Annotated in this window: 15 protein-coding genes; 6 read left to right on the forward strand and 9 right to left on the reverse strand. The window is 71.5% G+C overall.

Annotated elements, in window-relative coordinates; all coding sequences use genetic code 11:
• Window positions 1-3: 3 nt before the first annotated feature.
• Window positions 4-1044 carry an NAD-dependent epimerase/dehydratase family protein gene (locus NYP07_RS02000; RefSeq protein ID WP_268146833.1) on the forward strand — a complete coding sequence of 347 codons (1041 nt, stop codon included), beginning with the start codon at window positions 4-6 and terminating at the stop codon, window positions 1042-1044.
• Window positions 1045-1129: 85 nt separating this feature from the next.
• Here the strand turns inward: NYP07_RS02000 and NYP07_RS02005 are convergent, their stop codons facing one another.
• The 3 genes from NYP07_RS02005 to NYP07_RS02015 all read right to left on the reverse strand — a co-directional run bounded on the left by NYP07_RS02005 (window position 1130) and on the right by NYP07_RS02015 (window position 6198).
• Window positions 1130-3562, reverse strand: coding sequence for a TonB-dependent receptor (locus NYP07_RS02005; RefSeq protein ID WP_268146835.1), 2433 nt, complete (start codon window positions 3560-3562; stop codon window positions 1130-1132).
• A gap of 99 nt (window positions 3563-3661) precedes the next feature.
• Window positions 3662-5896: a helicase-related protein gene (locus NYP07_RS24015; protein WP_268146837.1), complete on the reverse strand. Its 2235-nt coding sequence runs from the start codon at window positions 5894-5896 to the stop codon at window positions 3662-3664.
• A 53-nt stretch (window positions 5897-5949) separates the two neighbouring features.
• On the reverse strand, window positions 5950-6198 hold the full coding sequence (locus tag NYP07_RS02015; protein WP_268146838.1) for a hypothetical protein: 249 nt from the start codon (window positions 6196-6198) through the stop codon (window positions 5950-5952).
• A 142-nt stretch (window positions 6199-6340) separates the two neighbouring features.
• On the opposite strand from NYP07_RS02015, the gene NYP07_RS02020 reads away from it, so the two are divergent.
• Together NYP07_RS02020 and NYP07_RS02025 are read left to right on the forward strand one after the other, a co-directional pair.
• A complete protein-coding gene (locus NYP07_RS02020) occupies window positions 6341-6646 on the forward strand; it encodes a nucleotidyltransferase family protein (RefSeq protein ID WP_268146840.1) in 306 nt (101 codons plus the stop codon).
• Entirely contained in the window at window positions 6636-6989 is a 354-nt protein-coding gene (locus NYP07_RS02025) for a HepT-like ribonuclease domain-containing protein (protein WP_268146842.1), read from the forward strand. The genes NYP07_RS02020 and NYP07_RS02025 overlap by 11 nt, the downstream gene beginning before the upstream one ends.
• Here NYP07_RS02025 and NYP07_RS02030 read toward each other — a convergent pair.
• Window positions 6964-7605, reverse strand: a complete 642-nt coding sequence (locus NYP07_RS02030) for a hypothetical protein (RefSeq protein WP_268146844.1) — start codon at window positions 7603-7605, stop codon at window positions 6964-6966. The two genes, NYP07_RS02025 and NYP07_RS02030, sit on opposite strands and share 26 nt — an antisense overlap.
• Window position 7606: 1 nt before the next feature.
• Window positions 7607-10348, reverse strand: a complete 2742-nt coding sequence (locus tag NYP07_RS02035; RefSeq protein ID WP_268146846.1) for a polysaccharide deacetylase family protein — start codon at window positions 10346-10348, stop codon at window positions 7607-7609.
• An 88-nt stretch (window positions 10349-10436) separates the two neighbouring features.
• Between NYP07_RS02035 and NYP07_RS02040 the strand changes: the two genes are divergently transcribed.
• From NYP07_RS02040 to NYP07_RS02050, 3 genes are read left to right on the forward strand one after another with little or no spacing between them, the layout of a single operon-like run.
• A complete protein-coding gene (locus NYP07_RS02040; RefSeq protein ID WP_268146848.1) occupies window positions 10437-10754 on the forward strand; it encodes an ArsR/SmtB family transcription factor in 318 nt (105 codons plus the stop codon).
• 4 nt (window positions 10755-10758) lie between these two features.
• Window positions 10759-11265, forward strand: a complete 507-nt coding sequence (locus NYP07_RS02045; protein ID WP_268146850.1) for an arsenate reductase ArsC — start codon at window positions 10759-10761, stop codon at window positions 11263-11265.
• Window positions 11262-11924 (forward strand): aquaporin, encoded by a 663-nt coding sequence (locus tag NYP07_RS02050; RefSeq protein WP_268146852.1) that lies wholly within the window; start codon window positions 11262-11264, stop codon window positions 11922-11924. Before NYP07_RS02045 ends, NYP07_RS02050 begins: the two co-directional genes overlap by 4 nt.
• Before the next feature lie 55 nt (window positions 11925-11979).
• Here the strand turns inward: NYP07_RS02050 and NYP07_RS02055 are convergent, their stop codons facing one another.
• The 4 genes from NYP07_RS02055 to NYP07_RS02070 form a co-directional block, all read right to left on the reverse strand.
• The gene (locus NYP07_RS02055) at window positions 11980-13122 is read right to left on the reverse strand and encodes an MBL fold metallo-hydrolase (protein WP_268146854.1); all 1143 of its coding nucleotides are present in this window, start codon (window positions 13120-13122) and stop codon (window positions 11980-11982) included.
• Window positions 13123-13209: 87 nt separating this feature from the next.
• Window positions 13210-13590: a cupin domain-containing protein gene (locus tag NYP07_RS02060; protein ID WP_268146856.1), complete on the reverse strand. Its 381-nt coding sequence runs from the start codon at window positions 13588-13590 to the stop codon at window positions 13210-13212.
• Window positions 13591-13642: 52 nt separating this feature from the next.
• Window positions 13643-15703, reverse strand: a complete 2061-nt coding sequence (locus NYP07_RS02065) for a sensor histidine kinase (RefSeq protein WP_268146858.1) — start codon at window positions 15701-15703, stop codon at window positions 13643-13645.
• Window positions 15700-16404, reverse strand: a complete 705-nt coding sequence (locus NYP07_RS02070) for a response regulator transcription factor (RefSeq protein WP_268146860.1) — start codon at window positions 16402-16404, stop codon at window positions 15700-15702. Before NYP07_RS02070 ends, NYP07_RS02065 begins: the two co-directional genes overlap by 4 nt.
• Between the last annotated feature and the right edge of the window lie 251 nt (window positions 16405-16655).

Below are 16655 nucleotides of genomic sequence, written 5' to 3' on the forward strand. Positions count from 1 at the left end.
CGCATGGCCTCTTCCGCGCCCTCTCCCCGCATCCTCGTCACCGGCGGCAGCGGCTACGTCGCCGGCGTGCTGATCCGTCAATTGCTGGCCGGCGGCTGGCAGGTCAACACCAGCGTGCGCGACCTGGCGCGCGAGCCCGAGCTGCGCCAGCTGCTGGGCGTGGCATCGGGTGACGACCAGCTGCGCTGCTTCGCCGCGGACCTGACGGCCGATGCCGGCTGGGCCGAGGCCGCGGCCGGCTGCAGCCACCTGGCCCATGTCGCATCGCCGCTGCCGGCCGGCGTGCCGCGCGATGCCAACGAGCTCATCGTGCCGGCCCGCGATGGCGCGCTGCGCGCGCTGAAGGCCGCGCGCGATGCCGGCGTCCGGCGGGTGGTGATGACCTCCTCCGTCGCGGCCATCGCCTACGGCCACGGGCCGGGCGAACACCATCTCACCGAGGCCGACTGGACGAATCTCGGTGCGCCCGGCATCCCGCCCTACGTCCAGTCCAAGGCCGTCGCCGAGCGCGCCGCGCGCGACTGGGTGGCGCGCGAGGGCGGCGGGCTGGAGTTCTGCACCGTCAACCCCTCCGTCGTGCTCGGGCCGGTGGCCAGCGCCGACTACTCGGCCAGCGTGCTCATCGTGCGCCGCCTGCTCGAAGGCCGGCTGCCGGCCCTGCCGAATATCGGCTTCGGCATCGTCGACGTGCGCGACGTGGCCGAGCTGCACTGGCGCGCGCTGACGGCGCCGCAGCGCATGGCCGACGAGCGCTTCATCGCCTGCGGCGGCTTCCTGTGGCTGCGCGAGATCGCGGCCATCCTGCGCGCCGAGCTGGGCGATCAGGCGCGCAAGGTGCCGACGCTGGCGCTGCCGGACTGGAGCGTGCGGCTGTTGGCCAGGTTCAGCCCGACCGTGCGCGCCGCGGCCAGCGAGCTGGGCACGGCCCGGCACCAGGATTCCAGCCATGCGCGCGAGCGGCTGGGCTGGGTGCCGAGGGCGCCGCGGGAGGCGATCGTGGCGACGGCGCGGGACCTGATGGCGCTGGGGTCGGTGACCCGCTGACCGGCGCCGCGCGGGTCCGGGCCTATGCCGATCGCGTCCGCCGCGCCGCCCGCCGGGGCCGGCCAGGCCCCGGTGGATGCGCCCGTCAGAAGGCGCCGGAGAAGGTCAGGAAATACTGGCGCGGCGGGATCGGGAAGGTGTTGTAGGTGCCCGCGGCCGAGCCGACGACGACGTTCAGGTCGCCCCTCCTGTTGGCCAGGTTGCTGACGGTCAGCCGCAGCCTCGCGTCCTTCAGCAGCCCGCCGGACTCCAGCATCGGCAGCCGCGTGCCGACCATGGCCGAGGCGAGGAAGTAGCCGCTGACCCAGAGGTCGTTCGTGTAGGTCGCGTAGCGCCTGCCGACGTAGTCGCCCATCAGCTGGGCCTCGACGTCGCCGTAGTTCATGCTCAGCGTGAACTTCTCCAGCAGCTGGGGGCTGCCGGGCACGCGCTTGCCCGAGGTGTTGACGGTCGTGTTGTTGGAGCCGGTCTGGTAGTCGGCCGTGTAGACCGAGCGGTTGTAGGACAGCGCGTTGTAGAAGGACCAGTGGCTGCCGAAGTGCAGCGTCGCCGCCAGGTCGATGCCGTCGGTGCGCACGTCGCCGACGTTGGCCAGGATGGGGTTGCCCGGGTTGATGACTCCGATGACCGGCGTCGACGAGATCTGCAGCAGCCGGTCGTGGAAGTCGACGTGGTAGACGCTGAGCTGGCCCTCGATCGCGCTCAGCGGGCCGAGGTCGAGCGCGCGGCGGCCGCGCAGGCCGGTCTCGTAGGTCTCCGAGGTCTCGGGCTTGGCGGTGGCCTTGAAGAGGTCGAAGCCGGCCTGGCTGGACAGGCTCCACGGCGACAGGCCGCCGGCGCCGTAGGTGACGAACTGGCGCAGGTTCTTCTGCACGTTGGCATAGACCTGGGCCTGCGGCGACAGCGTCCAGACCAGGCCGGCCTGCGGCAGGAACCAGCGCTTGGTGTCGATGCGGCCCTCGGGCAGCGCCGGCGAGCCGCCGGTGATGGAGCCCGCCTTCTGCTGCACCGGGAAGCGGCCCTCGGCGAACTGCAGGCTGGACTTGAAGCCGGCCTGCAGCAGCAGGTCGGAGCGCACCTGCCAGCTGTCCTGCAGGTGCAGCTGCACGACGCGGTTCTGGATCGTGCTGCCGTACTGCGTGATCAGCGCGTCACCGTTGGGCCGGTCGTAGGGCGTGCCGGGGTTGTTGACGTCCACCGGGTACCAGCGCCGGTAGGCGTCGGCGCGGTTGTGCTCGAACCAGTAGCCGGCCTGCAGCTGGTGCTCGCCCAGCTCCAGCTCGAACTTGCCGATCAGGCCGCCGCGGTCGATCCGGTACTCGGTCGTGCGCAGCGCCAGGCCGGAGTTGCCGAACACCTGCTTGAGGTTCTGGCCCGGGAAGTAGACCGAGAACAGACCGGGCAGGCCGGCCACGCCGATCGGGCCGGCCACCAGGCCGGCGCCCTTGTCGTGGTGCCAGTAGAGCTGCTGGCTCCAGCGCAGCGTCTCGCTCGGCTGGGCCTCGTACTTCAGATAGCCCAGCGTGTCGTCGCGCTGCGCAGCGCTGTAGTAGTTGTTGTAGTTGGCGCCCTGGGCCGTCGGTGTCGCGCTGGTCTTGGGGTCCAGATAGGCCACGTAGGCGGCGAAGTCGGGGTAGTAGAACGGCCGCGTGTAGGGCTGGAAGACCTGGCTGGCCGAGTGCACGGTCGAGTCCTCGTTGGGCTCGATCTTGTGGCTGTAGCTCAGGTAGGCGGTCAGCCGGTCGTCGCCCATGCGGCGCACGAACTTGGCGTTGTAGTGCTCGCCGCCCTGGCTGCCGTCGAAGTCCCAGGCGCGGGCGCGCAGGCGCATCGCCGACACATAGGCCGAGTTGCCCTCGCCGAAGTCGCCGGTGTCGTAGCGCACGAAGCTGCGCGTCGCGCTGTAGCTGCCCAGCGTCTGCTCCAGCGACAGGCGATGCTGGCTGCGCGGGTCGCTGCTGAAGGTCTCGATGGTGCCGCCGAGGTTGCTGGTGGACGCGGTGGCGAGGTCGCCCGCGCCCGAGGACAGCACGACGCTGCGCACGTTCTCGCTGCTGATGGCGCGCTGCGGCGACAGGCCGTTGTAGTTGCCGTACTGCTGGTCGCCCAGCGGCACGCCGTCCAGCGTGTAGCCGAGCTGCTGCGCGCTGAAGCCGTGGATGAACAGCTGCGCGTTCTGCTCGTTGTTGCCCCAGGGGTCGGCGGTCTGGTAGCTGACGCCGGGCAGCGACTGCAGCGCCTTCAGCGGGTTGACGCCCGGCAGCTGGGCCTGCACGTCGGACGCCTGCAGCGATGTGGCCGAGCGCGTGCGCTTGGCCACCACTTCCACGGCCTGCAGCGAATGGGTCGTGGCGGCGCCGCCCTCGGCCGCGTCAGACGGGGCCGGCGCGACGGAGGCTGCCGGCGCGGCGGTGTCGGCCCAGGCGGCCTGGGCCGCCAGCAGCCAGATGGCGGCGGCGACGGCGCAAAGACGGTGGGCGGAGAAACGGAATGGGGAAGGGAGGCTCGGGGCGGTCATGGCAAGGGGACATTGCTGGGAGCGCGCAATGTCGCCGCCGCGCATGACGTCCGAATGAAGAATCCCGCCGCGGCGCCCGGCGCCCGGCGCTGGCCGCGGTCAGCGCCCGCGGCGCTGCCAGAGCGGCTTTCTGCCTTTCAGCTGCCTTTCAATGCCGTCATTGAGCCGCCCGCGCAAGTCGATGACGGCCTCCACCTCGCCGTAGACGCCGGGGAAGCGCAGGTCCAGCCACAGCCACAGCGTGCAGATGCGCAGCGCCTGCTCCATGCGGTCCAGGCGGCCGTGCTGGTCGTAGTCGTCGAGGAAATAGGGCTGACCGGCCTTGCCGGTTCGGGCGTGCTGGGTGGCCCAGCTTTCGTACTGCTCCACCAGCATCGGCAGCCGCGAGTCCACCGGCGCCTGCGCGTAGCGGAAGCGCTCCTGCAGCGGCAGCGTGGCCGCGTTGCGGTCCAGCATCTCGGCCAGCTCCAGCATCTGCTCCAGCTCGGCCACGGCGAAGTGGGCGTCGTCCAGGCGCAGCTGCTGCATGAAGATGCTCAGCACCGCATGGAGCTTGTTCACGCCCATGCGCTGCGAGATGGTCTGCACATGGCGCCAGTTCGGCGCCACCGGCGCCTTGAAGTCGCGCGGCGCGCGCGGCTCCTTGGGCAGTTGCTGGCGCAGGATCTTCATCGCGTCGGCCTCGGCCTCCTTCAGCACGGACACGAAGCCCTCGTCGTGCATGCCGTAGCGGCCCGCGCGGCCCGCGATCTGGTGCACCTCGCTGACGCTGAGTTCGCGGTCGCCCACGCCGTCGAACTTCTCCAGCGTCGAGAACAGCACGCGGCGGATCGGCAGGTTCAGGCCCATGCCGATGGCGTCGGTCGCGACCAGCACGTCGCTGGCGCCGACGGCGAAGCGCTCGGCCTCGCGGCGCCGCACCTCGGGCGGCAGCGCGCCGTAGATGACGCTGACGGAGTGGCCGTCCTGCGCGATCTGGTCGCGCAGCATCAGCACGTCGCGGCGGCTGAAGGCGACGACCGCGTCGCCGGCCTGCAAGTGCGACATGGGCACCGGCGCGGGCATCAGCTGCACCTGCTGCTTGCGCTCGAAGAAGCGCTTCTCCGGCTTCTCGCCGCACAGCTGCAGCAGCCGCTCGATGGCCGGCGCCGCATAGGCCGAGCCGATGATGATGAGCTCGCGCGCCGGCACGCCGACGATGGCCTGCGTCCAGGCCCAGCCGCGCGAGTCGTCGAAGATCATCTGCGCCTCGTCGATGACGGCCACGTCGATGACGTCGCGGGTGTTGACCATCTCGATGGTGCTGCTGACGACGCGCGCATTGGCCGCCGGCACGTTCTCCTCGCCGGTCAGCAGCGAGCAGGGCACGCCGCGGCCGACGAGCCGGTCGCGGCCCTCCAGCGCCAGCAGGCGCAGCGGCGCGAGGTAGGCGCCGTCCAGCGCCTGCGCCAGCCGCTCGAAGGCCGAATACGTCTTGCCGCTGTTGGGCGGGCCGAGGTAGAGCGTCACCTTGCGGCCCAGCTTGCGCGCCGCGTCGAAGCTGTCCGGATAGCCCTGGAAGGCCAGCTCGCGGCCCAGGCTGGCCAGCGTGCTCTGCTCCTCGACCTGCTGCTCCCAGCGGTCCTGGGCGCGGGTCAGCGCGGTCTTCAGGTCGCCGAAGGACATGGGCACGCCGCACTCGGCCTGCAGGCGCGGCAGCAGCGACGCGAGCTGGGCGGAGTCGCCCATGGCCTCGCTGCGCGCGACGAGGTGGTTCAGGTGCAGGGCCAGCTCGGCGGTGTAGGAATACTCGGGTGCCTGGCCCAGCGCATGCCGCAGCGCGGCTGCGTCGCCGTCGCGGAAGAAGGCCCAGACGGGCGCCTCCGGCACCGGCACGCGGTGCGACAGGTCGATGCGCCAGCCCTCGTGCGCGAGCGTGATCGGGTGCACGCACAGCCGCGTGAACACCAGGCCCTCGCGGCGCAGGCCGAGCGATTCGAGCTGGTGCAGGCGCTGCTGCAGCTGCGAGCGCAGCGTGTTGGCCAGCGGCGTCGCGTCCAGCTGGGCCAGCGCCACGGGGATCTGGGCCGGCAGGATCCAGCGGCTCGGCCGGCCACCGCCGGCGGCCTTGGAGATCTGGATGCAGCCCAGCCGGTCGAGCGCGTCGTCGCTGCCGTCGTCGAGGTCGGCCGGCACCAGCACCTGGGGCAGCGCATGGGCGGCCTGGCGGATGCGGGCCCAGTCTTCGGGCGACAGGTCGGCCGGCAGGCGCGAGGCGTGGCGCGGCTGGGGAAGGGGAAAGGCCGGCGGCGGCGCTTTGGCCGGCTTGGCGGCTGGGGAGACTTCGGGATTCACGGCGGAAGTGGAACACAGGCGGGTTGGCGCCTATCCGCCGCCCCCGGGCGGCCTCAGCGCAGAGATCGCCCGTCGCCGCGGTTCAGCAAGGCCGTGAGGTGTTTGCACAGGTTCTCGCCGGTCGTCGTCAGGCGCAGCGTGCCGCCCTGCCATTCGAGCCAGTGCAGGGCCACGTAGTCATCGATATAGCCCTCGGCGATCTCGGCCGCGCGCCGCTGCTTGAGCAGGTCGACGGTGGCGAGCAACCGGTCACGGAGCACGTCGCGTCGCGTTGCAGCGGGGGACGAGGCGGATGGGGTCATCGAGATCTCCGGCAAGGATCAACGCGGACGGGGCTTCTCGGCCGAGTGGAACACAGCTGGGAGGCGGGTTGATGTCGGTGGCGGGAAATTGGCGTGGCGACTGCGGCCAAACGATGGGCTCCCGCATGCCTACACTCGAGCCATGCATCTCAGCATCGCTCAGGCCCGCGAAGCCCTTGCCGCCCTGTGCCGCCGCCATCACATAGCGCGGCTGGAGGTGTTCGGCTCTGCGGCACGCGGTGACGACTTCAGGCCGCAGAGCGACGCCGACCTGCTGGTCGCCTTCGAGCCCGGCTTCCGCGTCGGCCTCGACGAATGGGACGCGGCCCGGCGTGATCTCGAGTCCGTGTTGGGGCGTCGGGTCGACCTTGTGCAGGCGGACGCGGTGCGCAACCCGTTCGTGCTGCGCCAGATCGAGCGGGAGCGCGAGCTGCTCTATGCGGCGTGATCCGCGAGCCTTCCTGTGGGATGCGCTGAGCGCCGCCGAGGCGATACAGGGTTTTGTGCAGGGCCGGGATGCAGGGTTGTACGCGGCTGATGAGCTGCTGCACTCAGCGGTGGAGCGCAAGTTCGAGATCATTGGCGAGGCTCTGGGCCAATTGGCGAGGGTCGACGCCGAATTGGCCACACACGTGCCGCGCCTGGCCCAGATCGTGGCTTTCCGGAATGTGTTGATCCACGGATACGCCGTCGTGAATCATGCGACGGTGTGGAACGTCGTCCAGGACGCGCTGCCAGAGTTGACCGCCACGTTGCGACGACTGCTCAGCGAGGCAGATCCCGGCTCTTGAGACGCGCCAGCCTTTGGGGAAGAAAGACGAAGTACGGCGAGTCGGATTTCACCCAGGCGGGTTTGGCTTTGGCAACGGCACGGGCCATCGCCTCTTCCAGCGCCGAATCCGTCGCCAGACTCTTCAGCAGCGGCGTGAATAACCGCTCAAAGTCCGCCGCCCAAACGTGAATGTTCGGCTTGTTCGTGTCATGGCCCAGGGTCATGGCCCAGCTCGGGTTGATGCTGTCTTCCCTCTCGCACCATTTCAAATGCGAGAGGCAATAGCCAATGCAGGGCTCGAAGCCCTCAAATAGCGCACTCTTTGTCCCGCTCATCCACGGGTCCGAAGGTTCACTCACCTCGTGAAGCGTCTTTGACCTGATCACCGCGCGGCAGCTGAACGTCGCGTAACCGTTGTCGGCGCTGACGGCGCTCAGGCCGACGCTGGCCTTGATCGTCGGCCCCAGCGCCATCGTGAATGGGACAAGGGCACCTTCTTTCCACGTTGTTGGGCCATCGCACCCTTGGCGTTGCAAGAAGTCAATGGCGAAGTCGAACGCGGGGGCGGACTGCAGTCCCCACCAACGCAGCGTGGACTTGGGAGCGTTCGAAAGCGATTTGATGGGCTTTGGCATCTCACAACGCCTTCGGCCTCGTCCCCTCCGACGGATTCGCAATCCACCCCTGCAACTCCGCCGCCCGCGCATGCCTGGGCGCCAACTCCAGGAAGGTCTTGTAGGCCGCCATCGCCTTGGCGTCGTCGCCGGCCTGCAGCCGCGCATCACCCAGATTGAGCCAGGCCAGCGCGCGGCTGCCGTCCATGTCGACGGCCTTCTCGAACCACGCGGCCGCATCGGCGGGCTTGCCGCGGCGGTAGAGCACAAAGCCCAGGTTGTTGGCGGCAAGAGCGAACTTGGGTTGCAGCTGCAGCGCCTCCTTGAACGCGGCCTCGGCCTCGTCGTAGCGGCGCTCGCGGTAGAGCTGCAGGCCGCGGTCGTTGGCGCGCTGGGCGGCCACGCGGGCGCCGGGGTCGACGCGCACGGTCGGCGCGGCAAGCGCCTGGTCCTTGCCGTCCAGGCCCTTGATCGTCACCTGCACGGCGCTGGCCGCGGTCGCCACCTGGCGGCCGGCGCTGCTGGCCTCGTCAACCTTCAGCGCGAGCCGGCTGGCCCTGTCGTCCAGCTGGGCCACGGCGCCGCTCAGCGCCGGCTCCTGTGCCACCGGCAGCTCGAAGACGAATTCGCCGCCCTCGCTGCCCGGCAGGCTGCCGAAGGCGGGGGTCTGGTGGGCGATGGCCGACACGGCGGGCGCGACGTAGGCGGCCAGCTCGGTGGCGGTGATGAGGCCGTCGCCATTCAGGTCGGCCTTGCCGGACAGCGCCTGCAGCAGCGTCCACGTGAACACCGAGTGGCCGCCGGGGCCGTCGTCGGCGACCTGCTGGTCGGCGCCGCCGGCGGTCATCATCTGGCGGCCGATGCGGCGCGCGTTGGTGCGGGCGAAGTTGCTGTCCGCCGCCGCCGAGCCGCCGCGGGTCAGGCCCAGGCCGGAGTAGCAGGCGTCGATGACGAAGAGGGCGTGCTTGGCGGTGATGGCTTCGGCCACCTCCTGCAGCTGCGGCATCGCGATGGCGTCGGCCTGCAGGTTGTTCAGGCCGGCGTCCACCGGCACGATGTAGCCGACCTCGCGGCCGCTGGGCAGCTTGCGCGTGCTGCCGTGGCCGGCGAAGAAGACGAAGACGCGGTCGTCGCGCTTCACGCGCTTGGGGTCGCCGAAGCGGTCGTTGAGCGCCTTCAGGATGTTGGCGCGCGTCGCGTCGGCATCGGTCAGCAGCGTGACGTGGTCGGCCGCGAAGCCGAAGCGCGTGACCAGGGTGTCGCGCATGGCCTGGGCGTCGCGCACCGCATGCGACAGCCTGGGCCAGGCCGTGTATTGGTTGATGCCGATGACCAGTGCATGGCTGTCGCGGTAAAGCTCGCCCGCGGCGGGTGGCGGCGCGGCGGCGGCCTTCTCGGCCGAGACGACGAACTGGCCGCCCTGGTAGCTGGCGAAGCGCCAGCCCTCGGCGGCGAGCTGGTCCAGCACCAGCGGCAGGGCCTGCACGGTGCGGGCGTGGATGTCGTGGAAGAGCACGATGCCGCGCTGCTGCCTGTCCAGCTCGGCCATCACGCGGGCGGCGATGCTCTTGGGGATGGGGTCGCTCCAGTCCAGCGAGTCCACGTTCCACATCATCGAGCGCAGCTTCAGCGTCTCGATGGTGGTCAGCGCGCCGTCGTTGCGGGCACCGTAGGGGAAGCGGAACAGCGCGTCGCCGTTGCGGCCCGCGGCGTCCAGCAGCGCCTCCGTGTTGGCGGCCTCCTCCTTGACCTTGGGCAGCTCGAACTTGCTCATCAGCCCGTGCGTGAAGCTGTGGTTGGCGATCTGGTGGCCGGCGGCCAGCACCCGCTTGGCCACCGCGCTGCCATTGCCGGGCTGCACGGCGCCGGCGGCGTCCACCTTGCCCAGGTTCTGGCCCAGCTCAAAGAACACGGCCGGCGCGTTGTAGCGCTTCAGGATCTCCAGGATCTCGTCGGTGTAGTGCGGGTGCGGGCCGTCGTCGAAGGTCAGCAGCACGGTCTTGGGCGGCAGCTTGTCGCCGAAGACCTCGCGCTCCTTGGCGGCCACGCCGCGCAGGCCGCCCGAAGCGGCGGAGGCCGGCGGCTCGGGCGTCAGGTCCGCCGCCGCGGGCAGCTGTGCGCCGTACTGCTTCATGACCGCCTCGCGCGTGTGCAGCACCTTGAGCTTGGCGACGTAGTCGGCCCACTTCTCGCGCTTGAGCGCCATGCCGCGCTTCGCAAAGCCGCCGAAGACGTCCTTGAGCTCCTGCTCATAGGCCTTCTCGACTTCGGCCAGCGTGTCCAGGTCGTCCTGCGCGCGGCGCGCGAGCTTGATGCCCTCCAGCGTCTGCGCCGTCTTCAGCCCCGTGGCGAGCTGGCTCAGCACCTCCTTGAACGCGAGGCGGTCGGCGTCGAACCAGCCCGGCTCGCTCTCGATGCGCGTCAGCAGCGCGGCCGTGGCCTCCAGCGCGTCGGGCTTCAGCGCCGCGTCGGCCAGGTGCTGCTGGCCTTGCAGCAGTTCGTGGAAGAGCTGCTGGCCCAGGGCCTGCACCTCGCTGCGCTGCACCGGCGGCAGCGCGGCCTCGCCGTCCATCAGCACGATGATCCGGCGGTGCAGGGCCAGCAGGCCGTCGGCCTCGTCGCGCAGCTGGGCCGTGGCGCCGGCGTCCTGCGCGGCGGAGGCGGCGGGCAGCGCGGCGGGAACATCGTTGACGCGCTGGCAGGCGCTCAGCGCGAGGGCAGCGGTCAGCAGCAGGGCGGTCTGGGCGTGGCGCAGGGCGGGCATGGTCAAGCTGGGGCCGGGGACGGGCGTGATTGTGCTGCCCGCCGTCCGCGCGCTTGCCGGTATTTGTCACTTCGAGTATTCTGGAAATATGGATGAGCAGGACGTCGTCAAAGCCCTGGCCGCGCTGGCCCAGCCCGTGCGGCTCAAGGTCTTCCGCGCCCTCGTCGTCACCGGCGATGCCGGGCTCACGCCGGGCACGATGGCCGAGGGCCTGGACATCCCGGCCAACACGCTGTCCTTCCACCTGAAGGAACTGGTCAACGCCGGCCTCGTGACGCAGGAGCGGTCCAGCCGCAACCTGATCTGCCGCGCCGCCTATCCGCGCATGAACGCGCTGCTGGGCTATCTGACCGAGAACTGCTGCCAGGGCGCCGATTGCGGCCTGCCGGCGGCCCGCTGCTGCTGAACGCATGACCACCCACGTCCTCATCCTCTGCACCCACAACTCGGCCCGCAGCGTGCTGGCCGAGGGCATGCTCAACCACTGGGCCGGCGGGCTCGGCGTCGACCTGCGCGCCCACAGCGCCGGCAGCGCGCCCAGCGGCCGCATCCATCCCTTCGCGCTCGAGGCGCTGCAGCGGGCGGGTGTCGACACCACGGGCTGCCGCAGCAAGAGCTGGGACGAGTTCATGGCGCCCACGGCGCCGCCGCTGTCCATCGTCATCACGGTCTGCGACAGCGCGGCGGCCGAGGCCTGCCCGGTGTTCCACGGCGGCGCGGGCGGCGCGCCCCTCAGGCTGCATTGGGGCTACCCGGACCCGTCCAACGCCGAGGGCGGCGACGAGGGCCGGCGCCGCGCCTTCGAGCTGACGCGCCAGGCCATCGGCTACCGCATGCTGCAGCTGCTGAGCCTGCCGCTGGCCACGCTGGGCCGGGCCGAGCTGCAGCAGCGCCTGGCCGAGATCACCGCGTCGTGACGGCGGAGCTGCGCCGCCGCCTGTTCGCCGAATGCCTCGGCACGGCCCTGCTGCTGGCCGTCGTCATCGGCTCCGGCGTCATGGCCGAGCGCCTGGCGGGCGGCAATGCCGCGCTGGCGCTGCTGGCCAACACGCTGGCCACGGTCGGCGGCCTCTACGTGCTGATCGAGGTCTTGGCGCCGGTCAGCGGCGCGCATTTCAACCCGGCGGTGTCGCTGGTTATGGCCGTGCGCGGCCGGCTGGCCGCCGGCGCGCTGGCGGCCTATGTCGCCGCCCAGCTGCTGGGCGCCGTGCTGGGGGCCTGGCTGGCCCATGCGATGTTCGACATGAGCCTGCTGCAGTTCTCCGCCAGGCCGCGCGGCGGCACGGGGCAGTGGGTCGCCGAGGCCGTGGCCACGTCCGGCCTGCTGCTCGTCGTGCTGCGCGCGCCGGCCTCGCGGGTGGCCGCCATGGTGGCGGCCTACATCGGCGCGGCCTACTGGTTCACGTCGTCCACGGCCTTTGCCAACCCGGCCGCCGCCTTCGGCCGCATGTTCAGCGACAGCTTTGCCGGCATCGCGCCGGCCAGCGTGCCGGGCTTCGTCGCGGCCGAGTTGGCCGGCGCGGCGCTGGCCCTGGCCGTGCATCGCGGCCTTGGGGCCGGCTCGCGCGACGACTGACGCCGCCCGCTTCCCTACCCCGGGCGGCGTGCCCGCGCCCATCCCCGTGGTACCGCTAATCCAGCGGCCAGGGCATGGCCTGCGGCAGCTTGCCCGGGTCTTTCTCCGGCTCGGCCGGCTTCGCGCGCCGGTGCGAGGGCAGGTCCGCCGCGCGCCACCAGGGCGTGGCGGGCTCGCCGTGGGCCGGCTCCACGGCCTCGCCGAGCCGCGGCATCAGCAGCCGGGCGCCCTGCCGGGGGCCGAGCTTCAGCAGCGTCTCGGCCGGCTGGTCCCAGTCGTGCAGGGCCAGGCTGAACGTGCCCCAGTGCACCGGCAGGAAGGCGCCGCCGCCGAGCAATTGCAGCGCCTTCAACGCGTTCTCCGGCCCGAGGTGGATGTCGCCCCAGGACGGGTGGAAGGCGCCCACCTCCAGCATGACGAGGTCGAAGGGGCCGAAGCGCTCGCGGATGCCGGCGTATTCGCCCGTCAGCCCGGTGTCGCCGCTGAAGAAGACGCGGTGCCGCGGCGTCTCGATGACGAGGGACGACCACAGCGTCGCGTTGCGGTCGCCCAGCGAGCGGCCCGAGAAGTGCTGCGACGGCGTGGCGTGGATGCGCAGCCCGGCCGCCGGGTGCTGCCAGTGCTCCCACCAGTCCAGCTCGATGATGCGCTCGGCCGGCACGCCCCAGGCCTGCAGATGGGCGCCCACGCCCAGCGAGGTGATGAAGGGCATGTTCTGCAGCTTCACCAGCTCGCGGATGCTGCCGTGGTCCAGGTGGTCGTAGTGGTCGTGCGAGATGACGACGGCGTCCAGCGGCGGCAGGGCCTTCAGGCCCAGCGGCACCGGCTGGAAGCGCTTCGGGCCGGCCAGCTGCGAGGGCGACGCGCGCCGGCCCCAGACCGGGTCGGTCAGCACGCGCAGGCCGTCGATCTCGACCATCACCGTGGAGTGGCCCAGCCAGGTCGCGCGCAGGCCGCTGCCGGCCGGTTTGAGCCAGGCGTCCAGCGGGTTCACGGAAGGCAGCGGCCCCGGCGGCGTGCGCCGGCCCTCCGAGCACAGGAAGTCGCCCAGCGACGGCCGCTCGCTGCCGTCGCGCAGCCCGGGCTGGATGGGGTGGACGTTGCGAAAGCCCTCGCCGGCGTCGGTCTTCAGGTAGCGGGGCGAGGCCCGCATGCGTTCCAGGCGCAGGCCGGCGGCGCGCTTGCCGAGTGATTTCATCGAGGCTGCGGGGCCGGCGCCGGCCCCGGAAAGCGGGAGACCCGAGGAAGTGGCGGTGGGGGCGGCAGTTTCAAGGCGCGACGCCGGTCAGGCCGGCCGGTGCTCGGTGCCGGCCCCCATCGTGATGAAGAGCATGCGGCTGGGCCGGAACACCTTGGCCGTGTGCCAGACGCCGCGCGGCACGACGACGGCGCCGCGGCCCGCGATGCGCTGCGCGGCGACGCCCTCGGGCGTCTCCAGCCGGAACTCGATGTCGCCGTCCAGCAGGTAGACGAACTCGTCGCCGTGGGGGTGGATCTCCCAGCTGCCCCAGTCGGCCTCGCATTCGAACTCCGACACCAGCCAGTCGCGGCCGAGCGCGTCCATTGCCTCTTCGGGCTGGGACCAGAACTCGGCGCCGCCGGCCTGCCGGCGGATGCCACCGCGGGCGTCGAGCAGCGCATAGATCGCATCGGGCAGGAATGTCATGGCGGGTCTCCCTGTTTCGGCAGCAGCGGCGCCCGATTGTGGCCAGGGCCGATCAGGCCTGGCGCAGGCCGATCTCGAACACGACGCCATCCGCGACGTTGCGCGCCGCGATGCTGCCGCCCATCTTGGCCAGATAGGTCTTGGCCACGAACAGCCCCTGGCCACGCCGCACGCCGTCCTCGGGCTCGGCATCGCTGACGCCGTAGTCGAAGATGCGCGCGAGCTGGTCGTCCACGATCCGCGGGCCCTGATTGTGGATGTCGATGCTGGCCAGGTCACCGTCCACGCGCAGCGCCAGCGTGATCGGCGTGCCGGCCACGCGGTAGCGGTCGGCATTGCCCAGCACATGGGTGATCGCGTCTTCCAGCGGGTATTCGTCGGCCTGCACCCAGACGGGCTCGGCGGCCGGCGCGTAGGCCACGTCGGCGATGCCGGCATAGGCCGCGTTCTCGGCCACGCCGCGCAGGAAGGCGTCCAGGTCCAGCCGGCCCACGGCCAGCGTCGCGGCCGCGAGCGCCTCGCTCGGCGAGGCCTGGCCGTACAGCACCTTGACGGCCTGCTGCATGCGCTGCACATAGCGCCGGCTCGGGTCGCTGTCGGCCGCGTGCAGCAGCATCAGCGACTGCAGCGGCGACATGATCTCGTGGCCCACGGCATGCCACTGGTCGTGCTCGCGCTCGGCGCGCAACTGCTCGCGGCGCAGGCTGTCGCGCGCATGCTGCAGCAGGTCCGCGAGGCTGCCGGCCAGGATGCCGAGCTCGTCGCGCCCGCGCAGGTCGGCCACGTCCAGCGTGCCGAGGGCGAAGCGCTGTTCGGGCGCCTGCAGCTGGTGGGACAGGGCCGCGGCGCGTTTCGTCAGCGTCGCGATGCGGCGGATCAGGCCCATCTCGATGATGAGCCAGGCCAGCGCGATGGCCGCCAGCATCGCACCCACCGGCCAGGCCAGGCGGGCGGCGCTGGCGCTCAGGGAACGGTCCAGGCCCTGCAGGTCGCCGGTCAGCACCACGTCGAAGCGGCCGGCCGGCGTCGTCACCGTGTCGCGGGCCTGCAGCGCGTGCGGCATGGCGGGCGCCGGCAGGTGCCGGATCAGCGCGGTCAGCCAGGGCGAGGGCGGGGCGCCGGCCGCGTCGGCGCCCTGCAGCAGCGCCACGACATTGCTGCCGCGCGTGATCTTCAATGTCTCGCCCGGCGCCAGCGCGCGGGACAGCCGGGACAGCGTCAGCGGCGGCTGGGCGCCGGGTGCCGCGCTGTCGAACAGCGTCGTGCCGCCGGGGCCGAGCAGTGCGAGGCGCAGGCCGGTGCGGGCCAGGTCGGCCGGCGGCCACTGCGGCCCGCCGGGGCGGAACAGCGCCTCGCGGAAGGCCTCGACCGGCAGCCGGATCGAGATCGTCGTGCGGCGCACGCAGTCCGCCGCGCCGGTGGCGGCGTTCAGGCAGGGGCCCTCGCGCCAGACCCAGCCGCGGAAGTCGCGCTGCGGGCGGGCCTTGGCGCGCAGCGTGTCGGTGACCGTGGCGTCGACGGCGAAGCCGGGCAGCTGGCCGTGCTGCGCGTCCAGCGCCTCGAAGGGCGCCAGCCAGTGCGCCTGCGCGCCGTCGTGCAGCAAGCGGATGCGCACGCGGTGCAGGCCCGCCAGGTCCAGCGCGCCATGCTCGCGGGGCACCAGGGGCGGCGCGTCCACGTTGGCGACGAGGTAGACGAAGCCGCCCGCGTAGGCATTGCTGCCCACCGCCGCGCACAGGCTGGCGCCGCCCGGGTATTGCAGCGCGCAGCCGGCCATGTCGACGGCCCGCTGGGCCTTGGTCGCGTCGTCGAAGTCGATGGCCGCGAAGGGCAGCAGCAGCGGCGCCACCCAGCCGGCCTCGACCTGCGGCGGCTCCGGGTTGAGCAGCGCCAGCTGGCCCGAGGGATGGCGCAGCTGGGCCACGATCTCGGCCAGCGACTTGGCGAAGCTCTGCTCGTAGCGCTGCGCATTGCGCTGGCGCTCCTCGTTCAGCAGCGCCAGCGCGAGGGCCAGCGTGGCCAGTGCCAGGGCCACGAAGACGAGGTGGAAGACGATGCGGTTGCGAAAGGCCGCGACGCCGAGGCGCGGCATGTCGACGCGGCCGAGCTTCATCCGCCGCGGGTCCAGCGGAAGCCGCGCATCGGGATGTTCTCGATGCCGTCGAAGCTGGCGTCCACGTCGCGGAAGGCGTCGCGAATGGTGGCCACATGCTTGCGCACGTTGTCGCGGTTGCGGCCGCTCTTGACGACGTCGAACAGCTCCTCGTAGCTGACCACCTCGCCGGTGCGGGCGTGCAGCGTCGCGAGGATGCGCTGGGCGGTCAGCGGCAGGTTGATGCGCTGGCCGCGCCACATCGGCGTGCGCTGCTTCAGCGGGTCGAGCTGCAGGCTGGCGTCGGCCTGCTTTGCTGCCGGCTTGGAGGCCGGCCCGCGCTGGCGGGCGGTGCGCAGGATGTCGAGGAAGGTCTCGACGAACTCGGCCTCGTCGAAGGTGGTCTTCTGCAGATAGTCCCAGGCGTCCAGCGCCTTCATGATGCTGCGGTAGATGGCCGCCGGCATCGCCGACACCACCAGCACCGGCGTGCCCAGGCCCTGCTTGTTGATCTCGTTGATCAGCGCCACGCCGGCATTGCGCTCGCGGCCCAGCTCGATGTCGAGCACGACGAGGTCGTAGCGTTCGCGCCGCAGCGCGGCCTCGGCCGCGTCACGGTCGAAGTGCTGGTCGACGCTCAGCTCGGGGCGGGCGGCGCGGATCCAGCCGGCCAGCTGGGCGCTGGTGGTGGGGTCGTCTTCGATGACGGCGATGCGGGGCATGGCGCGGATTATGTGGAGGTGGGTCTGGTGTGGCGTGGGAAGGAATCTTCCGGTGGCTCGTTGCTTTGGGTTGATGGCAAGGCCCATGCCGGGAGTTCGCCCCGGCGGGCGACCTACTTTCTGAGCGACCAGAAAGTAGGCAAAGAGTCGCCCCCGAACCGCCCGGCCCTTTGCTGCGCAGCGGGCTGCCCTGCGGTGCTCGGTCCTTGAGGCCCCGCGCAAAACTCCCTTCGCTGCGCTCCGGTCAAACA

It is taken from the genome of Pelomonas aquatica (assembly GCF_026712205.1).
GTDB classification, from domain to species: domain Bacteria; phylum Pseudomonadota; class Gammaproteobacteria; order Burkholderiales; family Burkholderiaceae_C; genus Pelomonas; species Pelomonas aquatica.